This is a genomic window from Spirosoma aerophilum, from assembly GCF_054782495.1.
Window position 1 is genome coordinate 1 of record NZ_BAAGSJ010000025.1, and the last position, 20,370, is coordinate 20,370.

The following is a 20,370-nucleotide window of genomic DNA, read 5'->3' on the forward strand; positions in this document are numbered from 1 at the left end:
GCCCCATCAACCTCTGTGCGCTTTGTGCCGCAACGGCGGACCGTCTCTGTGGTTAAAAAAAAGTTTTAAACTTGTTTAATAATCTCAATTCAACATACATACAGCCATTATTCACGTTAACTAGGCGTTCCGGCTCACTCGCCACTCGGCCGTTTCATCCACAACGATATTGGGGCTGGCGTGCCAAAATCTGGGGAACCGTCGGCTTTCCAGGTGAAGGGCTGCATACGGATCGAGCGGTTGTTGCCGCATCCCTGCCCCGCAGCGGCATTGGCATGGTAAACAAGCCAGTTCTCTTTTCCGTCGGGCGTAGTGAAGAAACTATTGTGTCCAATGCCAAACGTTCTGTTGCCGCCATTGGGGCCAAATACGGGCGTGGCCGACTTCGTCCAGGATGCCGGGTTGAGCAGATCAGCACTGGTATCGGCGGAAAGCTGCCCCAGCGCGTATAGGTCGGTGCCGCAGAAACTGGCTGAATAAATCAGAAAGACCTTGTTGTTGTGTACCAGAAATTCCGGCCCTTCGTTCACGCCGAAGCCGTTCTTCTCCCAGGCATATTCCGGTGAGGAAAGCTTAATCCGTGTTGTACTTTCAACAGTGTATGGGTTTGATAATTTAGCCATGTAGATGTGTTGCGACCCACCCAGATCCGTTTCCCATCCCGACCAGGCGAAATACAACTGCCCATTTTGCTGGAGCAGCGTGCCATCAATGGCCCATTTATTCTCGGGTAAGTTGAGCTGGCCCCGGTCGATCCACGTGCCCTGAGTCGGGTCGGTCGATTCGTTTTCGAGGACGAACATCCGGTGGGTAGCATCGTTGCCGTTGTTGTCGGCTGCGTAATAGATATACCATTTGCCGTTTGCGAAATGCAGTTCGGGAGCCCAGATGTCGCGGGAGTTAGGGCCGGTGGCGGGTGGTGTCCAGACGGTTACCGGGCGTGCCGATCCCAGGCGGCTCATGGCGGCTGTTTTGTAGATGCGCAGGTTGTTTCCGGTGGTATGCATCACGTAATAGAAACCATCTTTATACGTCACCCAGGGGTCAGGGGTAGCAGTCAACAACGGGTTCTGGAACTTGCCAACGGTGTCGACCGTCGTGATGGGGGGCGTAGGGGTGGGGTTGGGCTTATCGGCCGACTGGCAGGCGATCACCAGCGCCAGCAGAATAAAAAGGTAGTTTTTCATGGTTGAGTTAAGGTATTCCTGACCTCTAAAATACCTTTATCTGCTATAAAGTGCCGACTTGCTGAAAAAAGAGTTGTAGTTATTGACTAATCAGGTAATAATTGATGGATGGGTAGACCTGTACCAAACCCCGTCGGTATCGCTTTACAAACCAGAACAGCGGGAGACTGCTTCCGTAAACAGACCTAAATCAGAAGAAAAAAATGCATAAAACGTTACTGTTCAGCTTTGTTTTAGTCGTGTTCAGCTATGTTCAATCAGTGGCGCAGAATGGGCAGATCGTCTATAAAAACTACTGTGCCGGATGCCACGGGGCCCAGCTACAGGGCAGCGCCGGACCCGCCCTCGTCAAGAACGAATGGAAACACGGGGGTGACCGCAACTCCCTACTACGAACCATCCGGAATGGCGTTCCATCGACCGAGATGATCAAGTTCGAAGGCGTTCTTTCGGCCAAAGAGATCGAGGCTGTCACCGATTTTATCCTGAATGCACAGTCCTCGCCGGATTTGCTCAAAAAGACCGACTTACCCCTTCAGGTCGATACCAAACTGTATAAGCTCAAAATCGAGAAGCTGGTAACGGAGGGATTGACTAGCCCCTGGGGTATTGAGTTTGTCGATGCCAGTCACGCGCTAATCACCGGCAAGAACGGAGAGCTTTTTTCGCTGGTGAACGGCAAGCTGGATGGGCAGAAAATTACCGGCCTGCCTAAAACCTACGGCACAGATCTTGTTGGGGGAATGATGGATCTGGCGCTCGATCCCGATTACAAAACCAACGGCTGGGTCTACATCGGATTTAGCCATAACCCGCAAAACAGTTCGGACAAGAAGACGCCCGGCATGACAAAAATCGTCCGGGGAAAGGTACGTGACCATCAGTGGGTAGACGAGCAGACGCTGTTTCAAGTTCCCGACTCGTTGCTGGTGACTGGCGGCACACGCTGGGGATGCCGTTTCCTGTTCGATAAACAGGGACACCTCTTTTTCACTATCGGGGATATGAACCGCGCCGGAGATTCCCAGATTTTATCGAGGCCGTCCGGCAAAATTTACCGAATAAACCCCGATGGCTCTATACCGAAAGACAACCCGCTGTATGGTAAAGCGAACTACTTACAGGCCATTTACAGTTGGGGCAATCGCAACGCACAGGGGCTGGCCCAGCATCCGGTAACCGGTGTTATCTACGCGAGTGAACACGGACCGCAGGGTGGCGATGAGCTGAATATTCTGAAGAAGGGTGCCAATTATGGGTGGCCGGTGATTACGTATGGCATCGACTATAACGGGAGTATTATCACCACCGAAACCCAGCGCGAAGGCATGGAACAGCCCATTACCTACTGGACGCCTTCCATTGCCGTTAGTGCGATTGCCTTTGTGACGGGTAGCCGCTTTCCGCACTGGCAGAACAACCTGCTGGTGACGGCACTCAAGTTTGAGGAAATCCGCCGACTGGTGGTTAAGGCCGATAAGGTGACCGAACAGGAGGTGCTGCTGAAAGGATATGGGCGGGTAAGGGATTTGAAAATTGGCCCCGACGGTGCTTTGTACGTACTCACGAATAGCCCGGACGCGCTCTTGCGAATCACACCCGAATAAAGGTAGCCAACCTGGCCAGATTAGAATAAATTTGTTTTTTGCCACAGAGAGGCCCGGAGGAGACACCGCGTTACACAGAGAAATTATAGAGAAAATCTTCTGTGTAACGCGGTGTCTCCTCCGGGCCGCTCTGTGGCAAAATATTAATAATTTGGGTTTTGTACCAGGTTTGGATTTAGGTCCCGGTCTAGTTGCGGGATGGGCAGCAGTTCACTTTTGCCTTTGACAAAGGTGGAGAAAGCCGGGTCGCGAACGGCCAGCTGCGGGCCGAGATCACCCCAGCGGGCAAGGTCGTTCCAGCGCCAGCCCTCCCCCGATAGTTCCAGCAATCGTTCGTGCTTCAACTGGGTCAGGAATTGTGCCTGCGTAAGGCCCGGTTTGGCAACGGTCAGCGTGGGTAAGCCAGCCCGCTGACGAACCTGATCGACAAATGCATACGCCTGCGTTGTTTTGCCCGTCGCGTTGAGAGCTTCGGCGTACATCAGCAGCACATCGGCGTAACGAATGTACCGCCAGTTGTTGGGCGACCGGTAGCCTTCTGCATTTTTCCAGTGGTCATTCTGAAATTTCCGGAACCACACCCGTTTATTATCCCGGCCATACCGTTGGGTGAATGTCTGCCCGTAAATCTGGGTAAAATCAGGGCCGCGTACATCGGTCGAGTCGAAGAGGAACGACGCTTCCAGTCGTGGGTCCCGGGCACCGGTCGTTGTTTTCTCCGTAAACTCACGGGTTGGCCAGCGTTGCGCTTCGCCATCCGACCAGCCAATGCCGCTTGGCCCAAAAAACTGTGCCAGCGAGGTGCCGTAGTTCTGGTTCGGCGTTTCGGTATCGTCGTCGGTGTATTCGGCCTCGTTGATCTGGAACTGCCACTCGAAGATGGATTCACGGTTGTTCTCGCTCGTGATCAAGAAGTTATCGCGATAGTTTGGCATCAGCGCATATATACTTTTACCTTCACCCTCCGCCAGCCATTGCAGGGGCGTAAGGGCTTCGGTGTATTTCTGCTGCTGCATCTGCGCTCTCGCCAGTAAGGCATAAGCGGCACCTTTTGTGGCCCGGCCCAGATCGGCGTTGCTGTACGTGGTTGGTAAGGTCGCAGCGGCTTCGGTCAGGTCTTTTTCGATCTGCGCCCAAACCTGCGCGGTGGTTGCCGAGCTGGGTTTATCACCTACAACGGATTGTTGCAGAAGCAGCGGCACGTTGCCCCATAAAGTGACCAGATGGAAATAATACATGGCCCGCAGGAACTTGGCTTCGCCTACGTACCGCCCTTTCAGGGTAGCGTCCATCTGAATAGTCGGGACATTGTTGATGACCTGATTGGCCCGGTTGATACCGATGTAGTTGTCGTTCCAGATACCGTAGGCATTGCCGTAGTTATAGTCCGTTATCAGAAACTGGTCCATGTTATTGACAATGTCGGTCGCCGGGCTTTGGCTACGGCCTTCATCGGACCGGATGATGTAGTAAAACGGCATCCAGCGCGAAATGCCGCCCCGGTGCATGGTGCTGTAAACGGCGTTGACACCCGCCAGCGCATCGTCGGAAGTTTTCCAGAACGACTCGGTTGTTACCTGGTTGGGGTTCACAATATCGAGGCTCCGGTCGCAGCCAGCGAGGGACATCGTAGCGGCTATGGTTAGCAAAATGAATCTATTTTTCATCTTAAAAGAAAGAGCGAAAAAGTGAAAGAGTGTAAGCGCGTTTGCTGCTTTTTCATGGTTGAGCAAATTGCCCTGTTGTTTCATGACGAGTTTATTTACAACAGGTTAGAAGTCGCAGTTGACGCCTACCGATACGACGCGGGGGGAGGGCCAGTGGCCGAGGTCGACGCCCCGCTCCTGAATATTTGCGCCCGTAACGTCGGGGTCAAGGCCGGAGTATTTCGTAAGGGTGAACAGGTTCTGGCCACTTACATACACGCGGGCATTGCGGATTTTGATCGTATTAAGCAGGGACTTGGGTAACGTGTAGCCGATCTCTACGTTGCGCATCCGAACGTAGGAGGCATTCTCCAGCCAGCGATCTGTATACCCAAAGTTGTTCGAGATGATGCCCTGATCGCCACTTTCCAGGCCTAACCGAGGGTCGGTTGTGTTGGTGTTGGAGGACGTCCAGGGGCTGATGTCAGAGCGGAAGTTAGTGAGCTGGTAGCTGTCCAGGCCGCGCCGTACATCGTTGTAGACAGTATAGCCAAATACGCCGGTCAACTGCACGTTAAGTGAAAATTGCCCGTACGATACATTGGCCTGCGCACCCGCCTGCAACTTGGGCCAAGGCGAACCCACAAACTGCCGGTCGTCGTTCTGGGTAATTTGTCCGTCGCCGTTGGTGTCCACATATTTAATGTCGCCCGGTTTAGCGTTCGGCTGAATCAGGTTTCCATTGGCTCCTTTGTAGTTGTTAATCTCTTCCTGATTCTGGAAGAGCCCCGCCGTTTTCAGTACATACCACTGACCCACAGCCTGCCCAACCTGCGAGCGGGTGTTGCCACTCTGGATGTAGTTGATGTTCTGACCCTGGTTTCCTACGTTTTCGACCCGGTTTTTGATGGTCGTAAAGTTGCCCGACACATCCCACTTAACGGCATGTTCGTTGTTGCGGTAGGTAGCCGAAAACTCGACGCCCCGGTTGCGTATGGAAGCCGTATTTACGTAGGGGTTGCCGCGCAGGTTGCCCAGATAGCCCGGAACGGCTAGGTTCAGAATGGCGTCGTTCGAGAGTGAGTTGTAGACGTTGATCTCTGTGGAAATGCGATTTCTCAGGAACGATGCCGAGACACCGTAGTTTTGCTGAATCCGCTCTTCCCAACGCAAATCCGGGTTCGCCAATTGCGCCTGATAGGCTCCTACGAAGGGTGTCTGGTCAACCCCGAAAATAGTTCTCGGATTGCTGTTGATGAAGGCTGTATAGGGGAATGAACCCAGCGTTGGCACAACGATACCCAGTTTACCATAGGAGGCATTGAGCTTTAAATCCGAAATCCAGCTAACATTGAAAAATTTCTCCTCACTGATGCGCCAGGCCGCGGCTACCGATGGGAAGAAGCCCGTCCGGTAATTGGCCCCAAACCGGGAATCCTGATCGACACGGCCCGTGAGCGTGAGCAGGTATCGGTCGTTGTACGTGTAGTTGACGCGGCCAATGTAACCCAGAATCCGGTAATCGTCGGGCGTTCCACCAGCCGAGTTGGAAATACCCGTAGCGGCATTAATGGTGTTGAAGTACTGACCACCGGCAAAACCCAGATTCGTACGGGAGCCCGACGTAACGTCGCGTCGGGTTGTTTGCTGGCTGATACCTACCACACCGTTGATGTTGTGCATCCCAAACACTTTGTTAAAGTTCAGGGTGTGTTCGAATAGCAGACTCAGGTAGCGCGACCGATCTTCGCCCACCGAACTGGCTACCGGCGAAGCACTATACTGGTAGGTGCCAATCCGGCGTAGATTCTGCGTGTAGTCGAAACTCACTTCCAGACCCGCGTTGGCGCGGTACGTCAGCCAGTCAGCCAGTTTTACGTCGAGGTACGCGTTGCCGACGAGCTTGGCGAAGTTACTTTTGTTACTGGCCAGATTCCGGACGGCTACCGGGTTGAAGGCGTAGGTAACCGCGTCGGGGTTCCGGCCAATGCCGTAGCCGCCCGGATTACCCGCGTCGATATAGCTGGGGTCCTGCACCGGAATAACGGGCAGCATACCGGCCATATCATAAATGGGGTTGCCCGCCGGAAAATTCTGGATGTTCGAGTTTGTGAGCAGCGCGTTTTCGCCGAAGGTGAATCGCCCAATTTGGCTTTTGGTATTGATACGCAGACTGGCCCGGTCGAAGCCGCTACCAATGACATAGCCTTTATTCCCGAAATAACTCCCCGAAATCAGATACGTACCAGTCTTGGTACCACCCGACAGAGTCAGGTTGTAATCCTGGAGATTACTCGTTTGCAATACCTGATCCTGCCAGTCGGTGTTGATATTTGGATTGAACGTAGCCGTTGCCACGCTGGCCGGGGGCGTTTGGCCGGCGTTCTGGTACTGTGTTCGCTGGGTAGCGGCAAAGTTGGCCGCGTCCATCACATCCCAGCGTTTGTATACCTGCTGAATCCCGTATTTAGCCGAAAATGACACCCGAATCGGCCCTTCCTTGCCTTGTTTGGTGGTAATGATGATAACACCATTGGCTGCCCGCGACCCGTAAATAGCGGCTGCTGAGGCATCTTTGAGCACCTGAATCGACTCGATATCGTCGTTGTTGATGGTTGGGTTGGCGTCCGCAATCATACCGTCGATGATGTACAGCGGGTCGGTGTTCAGAAAGCTGGCGACGCCACGAATCTGAATCGACGCCTGCTGCCCCGGTACACCAGAATTACGCACGGTAACTCCCGGTGATAACCCCTGAATCGATTCGGCCAGCGAATTAGCCGTTACTTTATTGGCCTGCGTTGGGCTGATTACATCATTGGCGCCGGTCACATCCCGCTTCCGAACCGTCTGGTAGCCGATCACGACTACTTCGTTGAGGGTTCGGTCATCGGGTACAAGTTTCACGTTCACAACGGTGTTGTTGCCAATGACTACATCCTGGCTAGCGTAGCCCACGCTGGATACTGTCAGCGTTGTGGCGGCATCGCTGACGTTCAGCACGAAGTTACCATTGGCATCGGTTGTGGCACCGGTGGTCGTACCTTTCTCGATGATGTTGGCGCCGGGGAGTCCCTGATTGGTTTCGTCGGTAATCTGCCCCGTAATGCGCTTGAGTTGCGGGGCTTCCGTTACGTCGGTGAGCGCGTTGCTGACGGTCGCCAGCGCGGGAGTAGCGCTTTCGGCCGGTAGGGCCAGCCCCACCTTTTTGATAGGTGCTGCCTGAATGGCAAACAGATTCGCGTTCACTTTGCGGTAGCGCAGCCCCTGCGATTCGATTAGCTGGCTGAGCGCCTGTTCGAGCGAGAGACCGTCCAGATCGGCGTCGGTTTGCCGATTGGCTACAACTTGTTCATCGTAGGCGAAATTGATGTTGAAACGACGTTCGAGTTCGGACAAGGCTTTTTTTAGCGAACGACTCCGACGCGTCCGCTGGCCAGCTGGTGTTTCGGCTGGGGTCTGTTGCCCGCTGGCGGTGCTTTCGTAGGCCGGTTGGGCGCGGGTCAGCAACTGCGCAACACTGGGTTGCGGCAGGACGTAGACCCCGCCCATAAGCATGGAAAGGAGAATATACTGGTTTTTCATACGAAGAGATGTAAGTAAATTTGTTGTTGGTTCAATTTGGGTTATGTCGTAAACTGATGCGGTCGCCGGTACGGTAGGCCGTCAGATCAAATGTGAGCGAAAGGGTAGCCAGCAGGGTTTCGATGCTCTGATTGGACAGGTTGCCCGTAAATCGACGGTTGGCCAGGTCATCATCTTCAAAGACAATCGTTAGTCCGTAGGTGTCCTGAAGTTGCTGGGCGATTTCGCTAAGTGATGTGTTGTCGAACACAAACTGATGCTCGACCCAGGACGTGTGCAACTGCGGCTTCTCCTCCCGAATTTCGACCGCTTCGACGCTCGGTTTCGTGGCGGCAAACTGACCGGGTTTCATCTCGATCACCTTGCCCGCTGGTTCGCCGGGTTTAGATAGCTGTACCTTACCTTCCACCAACGTCACGGCCGTGCTGCCCCGACGGGTGTTCACGTTAAACTGGGTGCCCAGTACGGTAATGTCCAGTCCGGAAGTATGCGTCACGAATTTCACCCGACTGCCCCGGTGGCTCTTTTTGGTAACCGTAAAAAAGCCTTCGCCATCGAGCCAGACCTCTCGGGATTTGTCATCCGTCCAGCCATCGGTATAGGTGAGGGTGGTGTTTCCGTTGAGGAGTACCGTTGAGCCATCGGGCAGCGTAACGGTCCTGTTCTCGCCGAAAGTTGTGTGAATACGCCTTTCTTTAGGAAGCAATTGATAGTAGATCATACCCCCGGCAATTAGCAGAAAGCCCGTGATGGAAGCTGCAAGCTGCCAGCCAAAGCCGGGTCGCCGGTTAACAAAGCGTTGCCATCCGGACAGAGGTCGTATAGACGCTGGCTCTGTTTGTGTTTCGTCAAAAGCCCGGTCGAGCACCTGCCAGATGCGTTCCTGACTGGCATGGGTCAAGTCGTCAAAGCGGACATTCAAATGAAGCAGCAATGACGCAGCTTCGTCTATACTAGCCTGTTTCTCCGGGTGTTTGAGCATGAAACGGTGCCAGAAGGTCATGCTCTGCTCATCGGGCTGAAGCACCCACTGGCGGAATGACTCATCGAGTACGAACTCGTTGATGGAGTACTGGCTGTAATCGGGTAAAGGCATGTTCATGGACCAAATCCGGCTGACGTGTACTCACCAAAGAGCTTCGTTCAGCAGATTATCCCTCGGGATGCCTACTTTTTTACTAAAATTTATCGGATGAATGCCAAAAGGAGAAAGACGGTATTCGTCGGCATCCGTTTTTGAAGAGACGCAATGGCTTTGTAGACGATTTTATAGACGGAAGTCTGTTCGATGCCCATGATCCCGGCAATTTCTTCATAACTCAGGTTGTCAAAATACTTCAGAAACAGCGCTTCTTTCTGGCGGGCGGGGAGATTGTTCAGCTCATACAGCAACAGCGTCGATTGCTCCTGCGAAATCTGCCGGTCGAGCCAGGTGGGTTCGTAGTAAAACTCAATGGCAAAGTCCAGGTGGTCGGTATCGTGGTCGAATCGCTGCTCGCTGGTGAGTTTACGAACGATCTCCCGCCGAAGCGATCGCATCAGATAGAACTTGATGGAGTCGGTTCGTCCGAGCCGTTCGCGGGTTTCCAGAATGGTAAGGAACAGATCTTGCAGACAATCTTCGGTCAACTCCCGATTCTGGGCGATCTTGTAGCCGTAATTGTACAGGGCGGGGGCGTATGTACGGTACAGATAGGCGTATGCCTCTTTACTGCCGCTCAGGAAATCATCCCAAAGGGCAGCATCGGTTGTGTAGGGGTACGTTGAGCTTTCCAATGCTTAGTTGCGTTATTGGAAGCTTAAATTTACCACCCTTTATGCAAATAGTACTGCCGAATCAATAAAAAGTAATGTTTGTCTATTACTTCTTCAGCAGTTTATCCAATTTTACCTCCAGTTCATGGATAGATAATTCGCGGTCTATAATGATCTTGTTTTTATCCAGTAGCACGGTGGTCGGCAACTGATCGACACCAAAGGCCTCCATCGTGGAGGAAGGTCCCATACTATCGGTAACCTGTGTCCAGGGTACGTTATACCTCGTCAGAAATTCACTATCGGTTTTCTTGTTGAATTCGTAGGATACGGTAATGATCTCCAGTCCAAGCGAATGGTACTTTTGATAGAGCTTCATCAGGTCTACATGCTGCTGCTGGTAGGGGACCAGGTGACTAACCGTAAAGTCGATCAGCAAGTAATTACCGCCTAACCCGGATAGGGTAACAATTGAATCTAAGTGGCTGTGTAAACTGAAGTCGGGGGCTTTATTCCCCAGTTGTTTGGCTGCCAGTTTCTCTTTTAGTTTCTGGTAGGAGGGATAGGCTGAAAATGCAGCGAGTTTCTCGAACAGCTGGACTTTTTTGGCATACGGGAAGTAGTTTGAGGCAAACAGGTACCAACTCGAAGGCAGCAACGGATACGACTCAATGAATCGGATAAGCTGGTTGTCGTCGGCTGTTCGAAGGGAGTCTGGCATCTGATCCAGCCTGAAGGCAGCAAGGGAGTCACCCGCCTGCAAAGCGGTAAACGTTTCCAGGCTGAAGTCGGGCCGGGATTCGCGGTTGTTCGAGAGGAGGGTGGTTCGGGCGGCCCATTGCTCGCTGCTGGCCGATCCCGTAATCAGGGGTTGCCCTACGGTTTCCGGATCAAGACCAATATTGATTCTGGGCGAGTCGATAAAGAAGTGTACATCGTCCTGGTTGCCCTCAACCCAAAGGTAAGCGGGGCTGGGCTCGCCTAGCTTAATGAAGAAGGTAGCGCTTCTGTTCACTATGTTTGACGTATCAATAACGGGTGGGCCAGCCAACGGTTTCGCAACGACCATCACCTGTTTTCCTTCCCAGGATTTGGGGAAGAAACCGCTGATGGTGCTGGTAAGCTGTGCCTGCAACCGAACGGGCAGCAGGCAGAGAACAACGAGCAATACAAAGCCGTACAAAGGCCGATTTAGTATTTCTTTTCCCCGCATTGTCAAGGCGATTTTCGTCAAGAAATGTACTCATTTTTAGCCGCTAATTCCTCATCCATGTATGGACAGAGATTGGCTATTTGACTAAGATTACGCTACCAGGTAATGTTTGTTTTGTCCCGAACAAAAAAACAACCGATTTCTCTTGACTCTCCCCTTACGTCATAGCCTACATTTGTTTCGTCAATCTCTGAAAGCCGTGGGTATGAAGCAGTATTCGGTAAATAGTCTGGCGAAAGTAGCGGGTGTCAGTGTGCGCACACTGCACCATTACGACCGGTTGGGCCTGTTGAAGCCGTCGATCCGTACCGAGGCCAGGTACCGGTTGTATGGCGAGAAAGAGTTACTGACGTTACAGCAGATTCTTTTCTATAAAGAACTGGACTTTACGCTCCGTGAAATTAAGGCAATCCTTCACGATCCCGCCTTTGATATGGTCAGTGCGCTGGAAAGTCATAAGCTGTCTCTCCAAGCTCGTCAATACCGGCTTTCGACGCTGTTACAGACGATTGACAAAACAATTTCAACGCTAAAAGGAGAAAAAGTCATGCTGACAAACGAAGAATTATACGAAGGTTTTCCTAAGGGAGAGGCTTACCGGCAGGAGGCTATCGACGCCTATGGTGCCCAGGTTGTCGAAGAATCAGAGGCCAAACTGCGCAAGATGGGTAAACAAGATTTTACCCGGCTAAAGGCCGACCAGCAGGAAATTGGCAGCACTTTAGCCGCAATGGTCGATCAGGACCCCGCCAGTCCGGCCGTGCAGGCGCAGATAGCCCGTCATTACGCCAACATTCGGGGCTTTTGGGGCGAGTCGGTTTGCCGGAGCAAGAACATGGCCGATGCCTACAAAGGCTTGGCGCAGTTGTATGTAGACGACCCCCGGTACACCAGTCAGCAGGGGCAGGAAAATACCGCTTATGCGGCTTTTCTGAACAAGGCAATGGTTTACTTTGCCAACACGAACTTGTGAGCCGGTACGGACTTCCCTAAAAATCAATTGGGAAACGGGTAATCGCCAACGCAGACCTATAAGGTTTCAAAAACCTTATAGGTCTTTTTTATACCCTAATCGGGCTGGGTGGGGAGCCTTTCCGTTGAATTCTTTCGTTTAAGCCGAAAAGTAAGACCAACAACCAGGTTATTTTTACCGGTCGCCAGTTGGGGTGTGAAAACGCCCTGATCGAACGTGGCTGAGTTGTAGTTGGTCTGGTTCACCCAGCCCAACTGAAGAATCCACTGCTTATCAAATTGATAGCCAATACCGGCGTAAATGCGGTTTCGTTCGAAAGTCGGCCCAACGGGGTTAATAAAAACCTCATTGTAAATAGAAAGAAATGTCGTTTTGGTCGTAACCGTGTGGTTATTGAGGGGAATGAAAGCGTTAATCCGGTAGCGAATACGACTTCGGTAGGGCGTGGTGCCGTCCCGAAACGAGAACCAGCGTTGTTCTACCCGGTAACGATGTTCAAACTTTAGCCGGGACAGGTATTGATTAATAATGAGTTGCTCCCACAGGCGTTTCTCGGTATTAAGCGGACCGTCGGACAAGTCTTTATAATCGTACGTGGCATAGCGGCCACCGGCAATGGTGAGCGTGAAGTTTTTATCGAGGTCGTAGCTGACCCCACCTTTCAGCTCATTGTAAAAAAACTGCCTGAATACACCGTTGGCTCGTCCCTGTATCTCAGCAAAGCCGCCCCATTTCTTCTCGCCGGTAGGCAATTGAACAGTGGCGATCACCCAGGTTCCCCAGGGGCTTGAGGGGGTGAGCGATGTTTGGGCAAGCGTGTGGCTTGCATGACAAATAAATAAAAAAACAAAGCCACAGAGGACTAGTGGGGAACGGTTCACAATAAACAAGGTCAGTTACAACATACAAAATTATTCAGTATTATCTATATGTGTAGCCTTGTAGGTCACTCTTAATAATTTGGTAATCTTAGTTGTCGGAAGAAGCGGATCGAGAACAATAAAGATGTTGACAACCATTGCCTAAATGGTTGCTAGGTAATGTGGCTTTACTACGTAAAAAGCCGGATATATTTCGTCAAATTTGTTGACGTCACTATCAAATTTCCCACAAAACGAATCCACGTATCTGTATGAACAAGCTACTTATTATTCGAATACTAGTGTTGAGCCTGGCGGTATCTGGCAGTGGGCTACTGGCCGGACCCGCACCCAGGCCGACGGCGGTCCGTAAGTATACCATCGAGCAATTCATGAAAACGATTCGTTTTGGTGGTTCGGATATTTCACCTGATGAGCAGACCGTCCTGTTTAGCAGCAATCAGGATGGCGTATTTAACCTGTACGAAATTCCATTCAATGGATCGGGACAGCCCCGCCAGCTTACCACCTCTAAAACCAACGCCATCTTCGCCATTGGCTACCTGCCCGACGGTCGGATTTTATACAGCAGCGACCAGGGTGGCAATGAACTCAACCATATTTATCTCCGCGAAAAAGACGGAACCGTTAAAGACCTGACACCCGCCGAGAAAGCCAAGTTTCAATTTGGCGGATTGAGTCACGATCGCAAGAGTTTCTTTTATCAGTCAAATCAGCGTAATCCTGCCGCTTTTGATGTGTATGAGATGGAGTTAGCGACGCTGAAGCCTACACGACTCTATGAAAATCCCGGTGGTTATTTCCCCGGCGATGTATCGCCCGATAAACGATACATCGCTTTAAGCAAAACAATAACCACGACGAATGGCGATGTCTATCTGTATGATACGAAAACCAAGGAAGCCAAACTGCTGACAAAGCATGAAGGGGATGTTAATAACACACCGGAAGGCTTTACACCCGATGGCCGTAAACTCCTGCTGTCGACGGACGAAGGCAGCGAGTTTACCTATGTGAAAGCCTATGATTTAGCTTCAGGCCAGAGTACGGTACTCGATAAGGCCAACTGGGATATTTCGGGCGACTACCTGTCGTATCGCGGGCGTTACCGTATTCTGTCCGTCAATAACGATGCCCGTACTGAACTTAAAATCATTGACACCCGCACCGGAAAGGCTGTTAAGCTGCCTGCCATGCCTGGTGGAGACATAACCGGCGTAACCATTGCGGATAGCGAAGATAGAATGACCTTTTTCGTAAACAGCTCCAATTCACCGGCAACTTTATATTCTTATGACTTCAAGTCGGGGAAAGTGACGCCCCTGGTGCGGGGCCTGAACCCGGAAATAAATGCTGAAGACCTGGTGGCAGGGGAGGTCATTCGCTATAAGTCGTTCGATGGGATGGAGGTACCCGCCCTGCTGTATAAACCAGCCGATGCCCGCCCCGGCGACAAACTACCCGCTATACTGTCCATTCATGGCGGGCCGGGTGGACAGACCCGACTCACCTATTCACCTTTGGTGCAGTATCTTGTCAACAACGGCTATGTCGTGCTGGCGGTAAACAACCGGGGGAGTTCGGGTTATGGCAAAACATTCTATGGCGCCGACGATCGGAAACATGGCGATGCTGATTTGAAAGACTGCGTTGAGTCGAAAAAATTCCTAACGGAAACAGGGTACGTCGATCCGAAAAAAATTGGCATTATGGGCGGATCATATGGCGGCTATATGACCCTGGCGGGCCTGACATTCACTCCCGAAGAGTTTGCCGTCGGCGTTGATATTTTTGGTGTTGCTAACTGGATTCGTACGTTGAACAGCATGCCCGAATGGTGGGGACCCCAACGCGACGCCATGTTCAAGGAAATCGGTCATCCGAAAACCGATTCTGTTGCCCTGTACAATAAGTCGCCTTTGTTTCACACCAAACGAATCAAAAAGCCGCTGTTAGTTATTCAGGGTGCCAATGATCCCCGCGTGTTAAAAATTGAATCAGATGAGATTGTGGCGAATGTGAAAAAGAACGGAGTGCCTGTCGAGTATGTCACGTTCCCGAACGAAGGGCATGGCTTTGTAAAGAAAGAAAATGAAATAACGGCCTACAAGGCAGTCAAAGAGTTTCTGGACAAATACCTTCGGGGACCCGATATAGTCCGCTAACTGATTTCAGCAAAAAGCCAGTTCTATAATCAAAAAGACCCGTCTGCAATTCACCCGTGGTGACTGCGGACAGGTCTTTTATCATTTTATAGCACGAAAAGCGGGAGAGATATGCATTAACCGTACCACTATACTACCCTCATTTCGTCTGCTCAACTGACTCGATAAGCTGAACAATGGTGTTGCGTTGATCGGGCGAACCCGTTTCGGCAAGGGCTGTTAACTCTGATTTGATACGCTGCCATTCGGGTAAGCTGAGCACGACGGCATCGGCCTGAAACTCGACTTCATTCCCCCGGTCGGCCTGGGTAATAGGCATTGGCTCCAGCACTTCCCGGGCAAATTCACTGCGTATTCGTTCTTTAACAAAAGGAACCGGGTCAAGATTAGCTTCTCTTAAACGTTGTTTGGTATATACCTTAGTCTTTTTCCACCACATAATATGTATTGTTAGAATAGCTTCCAGTCGCATGAATGACTGGACAGGCTCCTTTGTAAACGCAAAGAACAGCCTTTAGTTATCTAACGAATTGACATGGCGATAAAAAAACTTTATGCCGAAAAAGGTATAAAGGACCAGAGCGCCGGATTCGAGTACGGCTCCCGTATGATTGTGTAAATACACTCCGTTCGAATAGTTTTGTAGCCAGTTAATCAATAAGGCGCAATAGCCACAAAAAGCTGCCAGAGCCCCCAGAATAACAAGTAGCAAAAAGAAAGTCTTATTCATAGTTTCAGTATCGGCATGGGCGTTCGTGTTGAAGCAAAGGACCTGTAAAATGATAAATGGTTTAAACGGGCTTCAACGTTTTTTGCATTTAGTGATTATACGGGAAAATGTGGATAATGGATGCGTTCTGATTGATTCTGTACTATAAAGAATTACAAGAATAGTATATAAATTGACTTTATCGCTAGTAAAATTAGGAAGCGGTATAGTAACGAGTCTCCAACGCAGCGTAAGTAGTGAATTAACCTATGCGTACATTTGCCTGAAGACACTTAATTGATTAATATGATTGCCGTTATTCAACGTGTTTCTCAGGCTTCTGTCCAAATTAATGATCAGGTAAAAGGACAGATCAATACTGGATTTCTTGTGCTATTGGGTATCACCCATACTGACACGCATGAAGATATCGACTGGCTTAGTCGAAAAATTGTGGGTATGCGGGTGTTTGGTGATGACGCTGGTAAAATGAATCTTGATCTGGCGGCCGTAGAGGGCGATATCCTGCTGATCAGTCAATTTACCCTTCATGCCAGCACCAAAAAAGGCAACCGTCCCAGTTTCATCGAAGCCGCCCGGCCAGAGGTAGCCATTCCGCTTTACGAAGCGATGATTGCCCGTTTGTCGACTGAATTAGGAAAATCCATCCAAACGGGTGAGTTCGGAGCCGATATGAAAGTAGCCTTACTCAATGATGGGCCGGTAACTATTTTGATCGACTCAAAAAATCGGATTTAGGGAGCGGGATTATAATTATGTTACCACTATCCCTTACTTTTACCAAAACCAGCCCTCACCTTGCCCGTTTAGAAGCAGGTGAACAGCCGAATGGATTTTTTACCTCCTGATATTACTGCTTACGCGGATGCCCACACCTCGCCGGAAAGTGAGCTGCTGAGTCGCCTGAACCGGAACACACGTGCGCATATAATGGCCCCACGGATGCTGTCAGGGCATGTTCAGGGCCGTTTTCTGTCCATGATCTCGTGGATGATCCGCCCGCAGTTGATTCTTGAGATCGGTACGTACACGGGATACTCGGCCCTCTGCCTGGCCGAAGGGTTGACAGATTCCGGAAAGCTCATAACCATCGATCAGAACGAAGAACTCGAGGATTTTGCCAGATCGTATTGGCGGCAGTCGCCCTTAAACGACAAAATTGATTTTCGACTGGGTATGGCTTCCGATATACTCCCAACTCTCCATCAAACGTTTGACTTAGTGTTTATCGACGCCGACAAACGCAACCTGTCTCTTTACTTTGACCTGGTAATTGATAAAGTGCGGCCGGGTGGTTTCATTCTGGCCGATAATGTTTTATGGAGTGGCAAGGTTGTTGAGCCGGTAAAGGCATCCGATTTAGACACTCTTTCTGTAGTAGCTTTCAATCAAAAAGTACATAACGATCCGCGCGTAGAGAATGTGTTGCTTCCCGTTCGAGACGGGATTATGATGCTTAGGAAACGAAACTGAATGACGAATGATGAAAAAACTAACGCTCTCCTTAACCACTTGCTTTGTTTTAATAAGCCTGATCGTGTCGGCGCAGGTTGTATCGGTTCCGGTGGTGCCGGAGCAGGTGTCGTTTGCCGATATCGTTGTACGCTTAAATCCTGATGCCCGCCGTATTGTGCAGCAGGACGTAAACGCACTCCTGGCCAATCGGCAGTACTGGACGGCCAAACTTGACCGCGTAGTGCTTTACTTTCCGATGATCGAGTCTATTTTGATCGATGAGGATGTCCCGACCGATTTTAAATACCTTGCCGTTCAGGAAAGCTCGCTGACGCCCGATGCCGTATCGTCATCGACCGCCGTTGGCTACTGGCAGTTCAAGCGCGAAACCGCCACCGACAATGGAATGCGGGTTGACGAAGAAATAGACGAGCGTAAGAGCATTACCGGTTCTACGCACGGGGCCGCCAAGTATCTGAAAAGAAGCAATGGACAGTTTAATAACTGGGTAGCCTCGCTGTATTCTTATTACCTGGGTGCCGGAGGTATTTCCAAGTTAATTCCACCCGAATGGGCTTATGCCCGCGAGGTAGCGCTGGATGGCAATACCGATCGGTATATACTGCGCTTCTTTGCCCATAAAGTGGCCATTGAAAACGCCTTGAAATTTCACCAGACAAGCAATCGCTTCGCGCTTATCGAGTACCCGAATGGGGGAGGTAAGACCATGCGGTCCATTGCTGAAGAGTTAGGTGTCGATGAATTTGAACTTCGTAAATACAATCGATGGGTGCTTGGCGAAGGCGTGCCAACCGACAAGACCTACGTGATGGCCATTCCGGTGGCAAGCGATCAGATCAATGATGTTCGGCAAAAGATCGTAAGTGTTAGCTCGAAGAAAACGCCCGAATTTGTTCAGAACGATGTTGGTTTTCCTGTTCTGCGCCGGGTTACAACGGGCATTAGCAGCAAAAACGACCCTATTCTGTACGAAATAAATGGATTGCCGGGTATCCAGGCACAGGCGGGTGATAACTCGGGGTCGCTGGCCAGAAAGGCTAAGATCAGTCTGTCGAGTTTCCTTCGCTACAATGACATGAGCGATCGTGATCCGGTGATCGTCAACGATATTTATTATTTAGCCAAAAAGCGGAAGAAAGCGCTGGTGCCTTTCCACACCGTTCGTGAAGATGAAACCGCTCGCAGCATCTCGCAGCGTTATGGCATCCGGTTGAAAAAATTAATGCGCTACAACCGCCTGGATCGGGTGCAGAAACTGGCAACGGGCCGGGTGATGTGGCTGCGTGAACGCCGACCCAGCAATAAACCTGTTGAGGTGATCAACTCGCCAACTCCACCGGTGTATGATCGTACCCCAACACCGCCAACTCGTCAGGAAGTTGCTGTCGTTTCGACAACGGCAGGAGGCCCCTCCCGGACTGTAACCGGTGGTGACGCTGTTCCTCGTAATGCATCAGAACGCAAGCTATACCAGCCTAAACTGGTGGGCGGTGGCGTTACACCAAACGACGGTACGTCTGAGCCGGCTGCACCGCAGCGGACAGAACCTCAGCGTCCGTCCATTCAACCTGCTACCAGCCCGGCCCAGCCCGCCGACCGGCCAATGCCAGCAACACGCCAGGATAGCAACGAGGGCTCGCAGCGTGTTGTTATTGTGAGAACACCGGAAGGCCCCGAATCAACAAAAGCGGTACCCGTTGCCACCACACCCGAGCGCGACCGCAAAGCTGGTTCATCGGTAGTTCCTGCCACGCGCGCAAAAGATACGTATGCCAGTACCCCCCGCCCCAAGTCAGCCCCAGCGGTGGATGTTGATATGGGACGCCCCGAAGCGGATAAATATGAAGGACCACGGGAACAGCAGGCCGATGGATCGCTGACAGTTCCGACGGCCGTTCCGACCACAAAAGCACCTCCGCGTCCGGCTCCCCCTGTTGTTGCCAAGACAGACACACGTCCGGTAACAATCGTTACCCCGAGTAGCCCGGAGCCTAAAGAGGTTAGTGGTTCGTTGCCAACGCGTTCAACGACACCCACTGTTGTCAATCGGTCGGCGACAACGCACGTTGTTGAGCCGGGGCAAACGTATTACAGCATTTCGAAGCTGTACGGCCTGAGCGTTGATGAGCTGTTGTCGATAAACAGCCTGACTGCCGATGATAAACTGGAGGTTGGTCAGAAACTGGCTGTTAAACTAACGCCCGGTGGCCGGATTGTTCAACCCTCATCAACTGCCAAACCGACGTCTGTTGCTGAGTCGGCGGTAACCTACCATACCGTGGCAAAAGGGGAAACCATGTTCCGGATCTCTCAAATTTATGGAGTGAGTATCGAGCAAATTCAATCCTGGAATAACCTCTCCGATGTAGGGGTTAAAGTAGGTCAGAAACTTAAAATAGTGAAGCCGTAATTGTTCGGCGGTTCACAGACAGAAAAAGCCGCTCCCTTGTGGGGCGGCTTTTTCTATAAAGGCTGGTGGATCATCAGAATTTGGCACCGACCTAGTATCTTTACATATATGATACTCATTGATAATACCTGCATCAGCGACGACGTCGCTGAAAAGTTCTTTGTCTGTAATCTGGATAAATGCAAAGGAGCTTGCTGCGTTGAAGGCGATATGGGCGCCCCACTGGAAGGCGATGAGCCTGCCATTCTGGATCGAATTTACGAGGATATAAAACCGTATCTATCGCCGGAAGGTATTCGGGTCATTGAACAGAAAGGGGGCTATGAATCCGATGGAGAGGGAGGCTTTGTCACGAATACCGTTGGCGGACGGGAGTGTGTTTATGCCACCTGGGATAACAAAGGCATATTGAAATGCGGAATAGAAGAAGCGTATAACGATGGAAAGGTGGACTGGAAAAAACCCATTTCGTGTCATCTGTATCCTATCCGCATCACTAAATACGAGTCGTTTCACGCGCTGAATTATGACCGCTGGCCTATCTGCAGCCCCGCCTGTGGCCTTGGTGAACAATTGAACGTGCCCATCTACAAATTCGTCCGTGAAGCCCTCGTGCGGGCCTACGGTGAAGAATGGTATGGCCGTCTGACGAAAGCAATCGAAGAGAAAGACGACGTTAACTAACGTGAATAATGGGTTGATTAGCTTAAAATCTAGCTTATACGCAGTTATCACCCACGTT

15 protein-coding genes are annotated in these 20,370 nt (G+C 51.1%); 7 read left to right on the forward strand and 8 right to left on the reverse strand.

Annotated features, from left to right (window positions below; all coding sequences use genetic code 11):
* Positions 1-134 precede the first annotated feature (134 nt).
* On the reverse strand, positions 135-1,187 hold the full coding sequence (locus tag ACYVK4_RS26065) for a glycoside hydrolase family 43 protein (protein ID WP_461130506.1): 1,053 nt from the start codon (positions 1,185-1,187) through the stop codon (positions 135-137).
* A 203-nt stretch (positions 1,188-1,390) separates the two neighbouring features.
* On the opposite strand from ACYVK4_RS26065, the gene ACYVK4_RS26070 reads away from it, so the two are divergent.
* Positions 1,391-2,794 carry a PQQ-dependent sugar dehydrogenase gene (locus ACYVK4_RS26070; RefSeq protein WP_461130507.1) on the forward strand — a complete coding sequence of 468 codons (1,404 nt, stop codon included), beginning with the start codon at positions 1,391-1,393 and terminating at the stop codon, positions 2,792-2,794.
* A gap of 143 nt (positions 2,795-2,937) precedes the next feature.
* On the opposite strand, the gene ACYVK4_RS26075 is transcribed toward ACYVK4_RS26070, so the two are convergent.
* The 5 genes from ACYVK4_RS26075 to ACYVK4_RS26095 form a co-directional block, all read right to left on the reverse strand.
* Positions 2,938-4,461 carry a RagB/SusD family nutrient uptake outer membrane protein gene (locus ACYVK4_RS26075; RefSeq protein WP_461130508.1) on the reverse strand — a complete coding sequence of 508 codons (1,524 nt, stop codon included), beginning with the start codon at positions 4,459-4,461 and terminating at the stop codon, positions 2,938-2,940.
* Between the two features lie 105 nt (positions 4,462-4,566).
* Positions 4,567-8,025, reverse strand: coding sequence for a SusC/RagA family TonB-linked outer membrane protein (locus ACYVK4_RS26080; protein ID WP_461130509.1), 3,459 nt, complete (start codon positions 8,023-8,025; stop codon positions 4,567-4,569).
* Positions 8,026-8,056: 31 nt separating this feature from the next.
* Complete coding sequence (locus tag ACYVK4_RS26085; protein ID WP_461130510.1) at positions 8,057-9,127, reverse strand: FecR family protein; 1,071 nt, start codon at positions 9,125-9,127, stop codon at positions 8,057-8,059.
* Positions 9,128-9,210: 83 nt separating this feature from the next.
* On the reverse strand, positions 9,211-9,801 hold the full coding sequence (locus ACYVK4_RS26090; RefSeq protein WP_461130511.1) for an RNA polymerase sigma factor: 591 nt from the start codon (positions 9,799-9,801) through the stop codon (positions 9,211-9,213).
* An 85-nt stretch (positions 9,802-9,886) separates the two neighbouring features.
* The gene (locus ACYVK4_RS26095; protein WP_461130512.1) at positions 9,887-10,993 is read right to left on the reverse strand and encodes a redoxin family protein; all 1,107 of its coding nucleotides are present in this window, start codon (positions 10,991-10,993) and stop codon (positions 9,887-9,889) included.
* A gap of 175 nt (positions 10,994-11,168) precedes the next feature.
* Between ACYVK4_RS26095 and ACYVK4_RS26100 the strand changes: the two genes are divergently transcribed.
* Positions 11,169-11,966: a MerR family transcriptional regulator gene (locus ACYVK4_RS26100; RefSeq protein WP_461130513.1), complete on the forward strand. Its 798-nt coding sequence runs from the start codon at positions 11,169-11,171 to the stop codon at positions 11,964-11,966.
* A 95-nt stretch (positions 11,967-12,061) separates the two neighbouring features.
* On the opposite strand, the gene ACYVK4_RS26105 is transcribed toward ACYVK4_RS26100, so the two are convergent.
* Complete coding sequence (locus ACYVK4_RS26105; RefSeq protein WP_461130514.1) at positions 12,062-12,847, reverse strand: DUF2490 domain-containing protein; 786 nt, start codon at positions 12,845-12,847, stop codon at positions 12,062-12,064.
* A 251-nt stretch (positions 12,848-13,098) separates the two neighbouring features.
* Here ACYVK4_RS26105 and ACYVK4_RS26110 point away from each other — a divergent pair, with 251 nt between their 5' ends.
* Complete coding sequence (locus ACYVK4_RS26110; RefSeq protein ID WP_461130515.1) at positions 13,099-15,012, forward strand: S9 family peptidase; 1,914 nt, start codon at positions 13,099-13,101, stop codon at positions 15,010-15,012.
* 139 nt (positions 15,013-15,151) lie between these two features.
* On the opposite strand, the gene ACYVK4_RS26115 is transcribed toward ACYVK4_RS26110, so the two are convergent.
* A complete protein-coding gene (locus ACYVK4_RS26115; protein WP_461130516.1) occupies positions 15,152-15,451 on the reverse strand; it encodes a hypothetical protein in 300 nt (99 codons plus the stop codon).
* 576 nt (positions 15,452-16,027) lie between these two features.
* Between ACYVK4_RS26115 and dtd the strand changes: the two genes are divergently transcribed.
* The 4 genes from dtd (at position 16,028) to ACYVK4_RS26135 (ending at position 20,312) form a co-directional block, all read left to right on the forward strand.
* The gene (gene dtd / locus ACYVK4_RS26120) at positions 16,028-16,480 is read left to right on the forward strand and encodes a D-aminoacyl-tRNA deacylase (protein WP_461130517.1); all 453 of its coding nucleotides are present in this window, start codon (positions 16,028-16,030) and stop codon (positions 16,478-16,480) included.
* Positions 16,481-16,570: 90 nt separating this feature from the next.
* On the forward strand, positions 16,571-17,215 hold the full coding sequence (locus ACYVK4_RS26125) for an O-methyltransferase (protein ID WP_461130518.1): 645 nt from the start codon (positions 16,571-16,573) through the stop codon (positions 17,213-17,215).
* 10 nt (positions 17,216-17,225) lie between these two features.
* Entirely contained in the window at positions 17,226-19,628 is a 2,403-nt protein-coding gene (locus ACYVK4_RS26130) for a LysM peptidoglycan-binding domain-containing protein (RefSeq protein ID WP_461130520.1), read from the forward strand.
* 108 nt (positions 19,629-19,736) lie between these two features.
* Entirely contained in the window at positions 19,737-20,312 is a 576-nt protein-coding gene (locus tag ACYVK4_RS26135) for a DUF3109 family protein (protein ID WP_461130519.1), read from the forward strand.
* The last annotated feature ends 58 nt before the right edge of the window (positions 20,313-20,370 follow it).

Bases quoted from the DNA above. Each gene is read 5' to 3' on its own strand.
- ACYVK4_RS26065 (WP_461130506.1), bottom strand. From the start codon at position 1,187: ATGAAAAACTACCTTTTTATTCTGCTGGCGCTGGTGATCGCCTGCCAG.
- ACYVK4_RS26070 (WP_461130507.1), top strand. From the start codon at position 1,391: ATGCATAAAACGTTACTGTTCAGCTTTGTTTTAGTCGTGTTCAGCTAT.
- ACYVK4_RS26075 (WP_461130508.1), bottom strand. From the start codon at position 4,461: ATGAAAAATAGATTCATTTTGCTAACCATAGCCGCTACGATGTCCCTC.
- ACYVK4_RS26080 (WP_461130509.1), bottom strand. From the start codon at position 8,025: ATGAAAAACCAGTATATTCTCCTTTCCATGCTTATGGGCGGGGTCTAC.
- ACYVK4_RS26085 (WP_461130510.1), bottom strand. From the start codon at position 9,127: ATGAACATGCCTTTACCCGATTACAGCCAGTACTCCATCAACGAGTTC.
- ACYVK4_RS26095 (WP_461130512.1), bottom strand. From the start codon at position 10,993: ATGCGGGGAAAAGAAATACTAAATCGGCCTTTGTACGGCTTTGTATTG.
- ACYVK4_RS26110 (WP_461130515.1), top strand. From the start codon at position 13,099: ATGAACAAGCTACTTATTATTCGAATACTAGTGTTGAGCCTGGCGGTA.
- ACYVK4_RS26115 (WP_461130516.1), bottom strand. From the start codon at position 15,451: ATGTGGTGGAAAAAGACTAAGGTATATACCAAACAACGTTTAAGAGAA.
- dtd (WP_461130517.1), top strand. From the start codon at position 16,028: ATGATTGCCGTTATTCAACGTGTTTCTCAGGCTTCTGTCCAAATTAAT.
- ACYVK4_RS26125 (WP_461130518.1), top strand. From the start codon at position 16,571: ATGGATTTTTTACCTCCTGATATTACTGCTTACGCGGATGCCCACACC.
- ACYVK4_RS26130 (WP_461130520.1), top strand. From the start codon at position 17,226: ATGAAAAAACTAACGCTCTCCTTAACCACTTGCTTTGTTTTAATAAGC.
- ACYVK4_RS26135 (WP_461130519.1), top strand. From the start codon at position 19,737: ATGATACTCATTGATAATACCTGCATCAGCGACGACGTCGCTGAAAAG.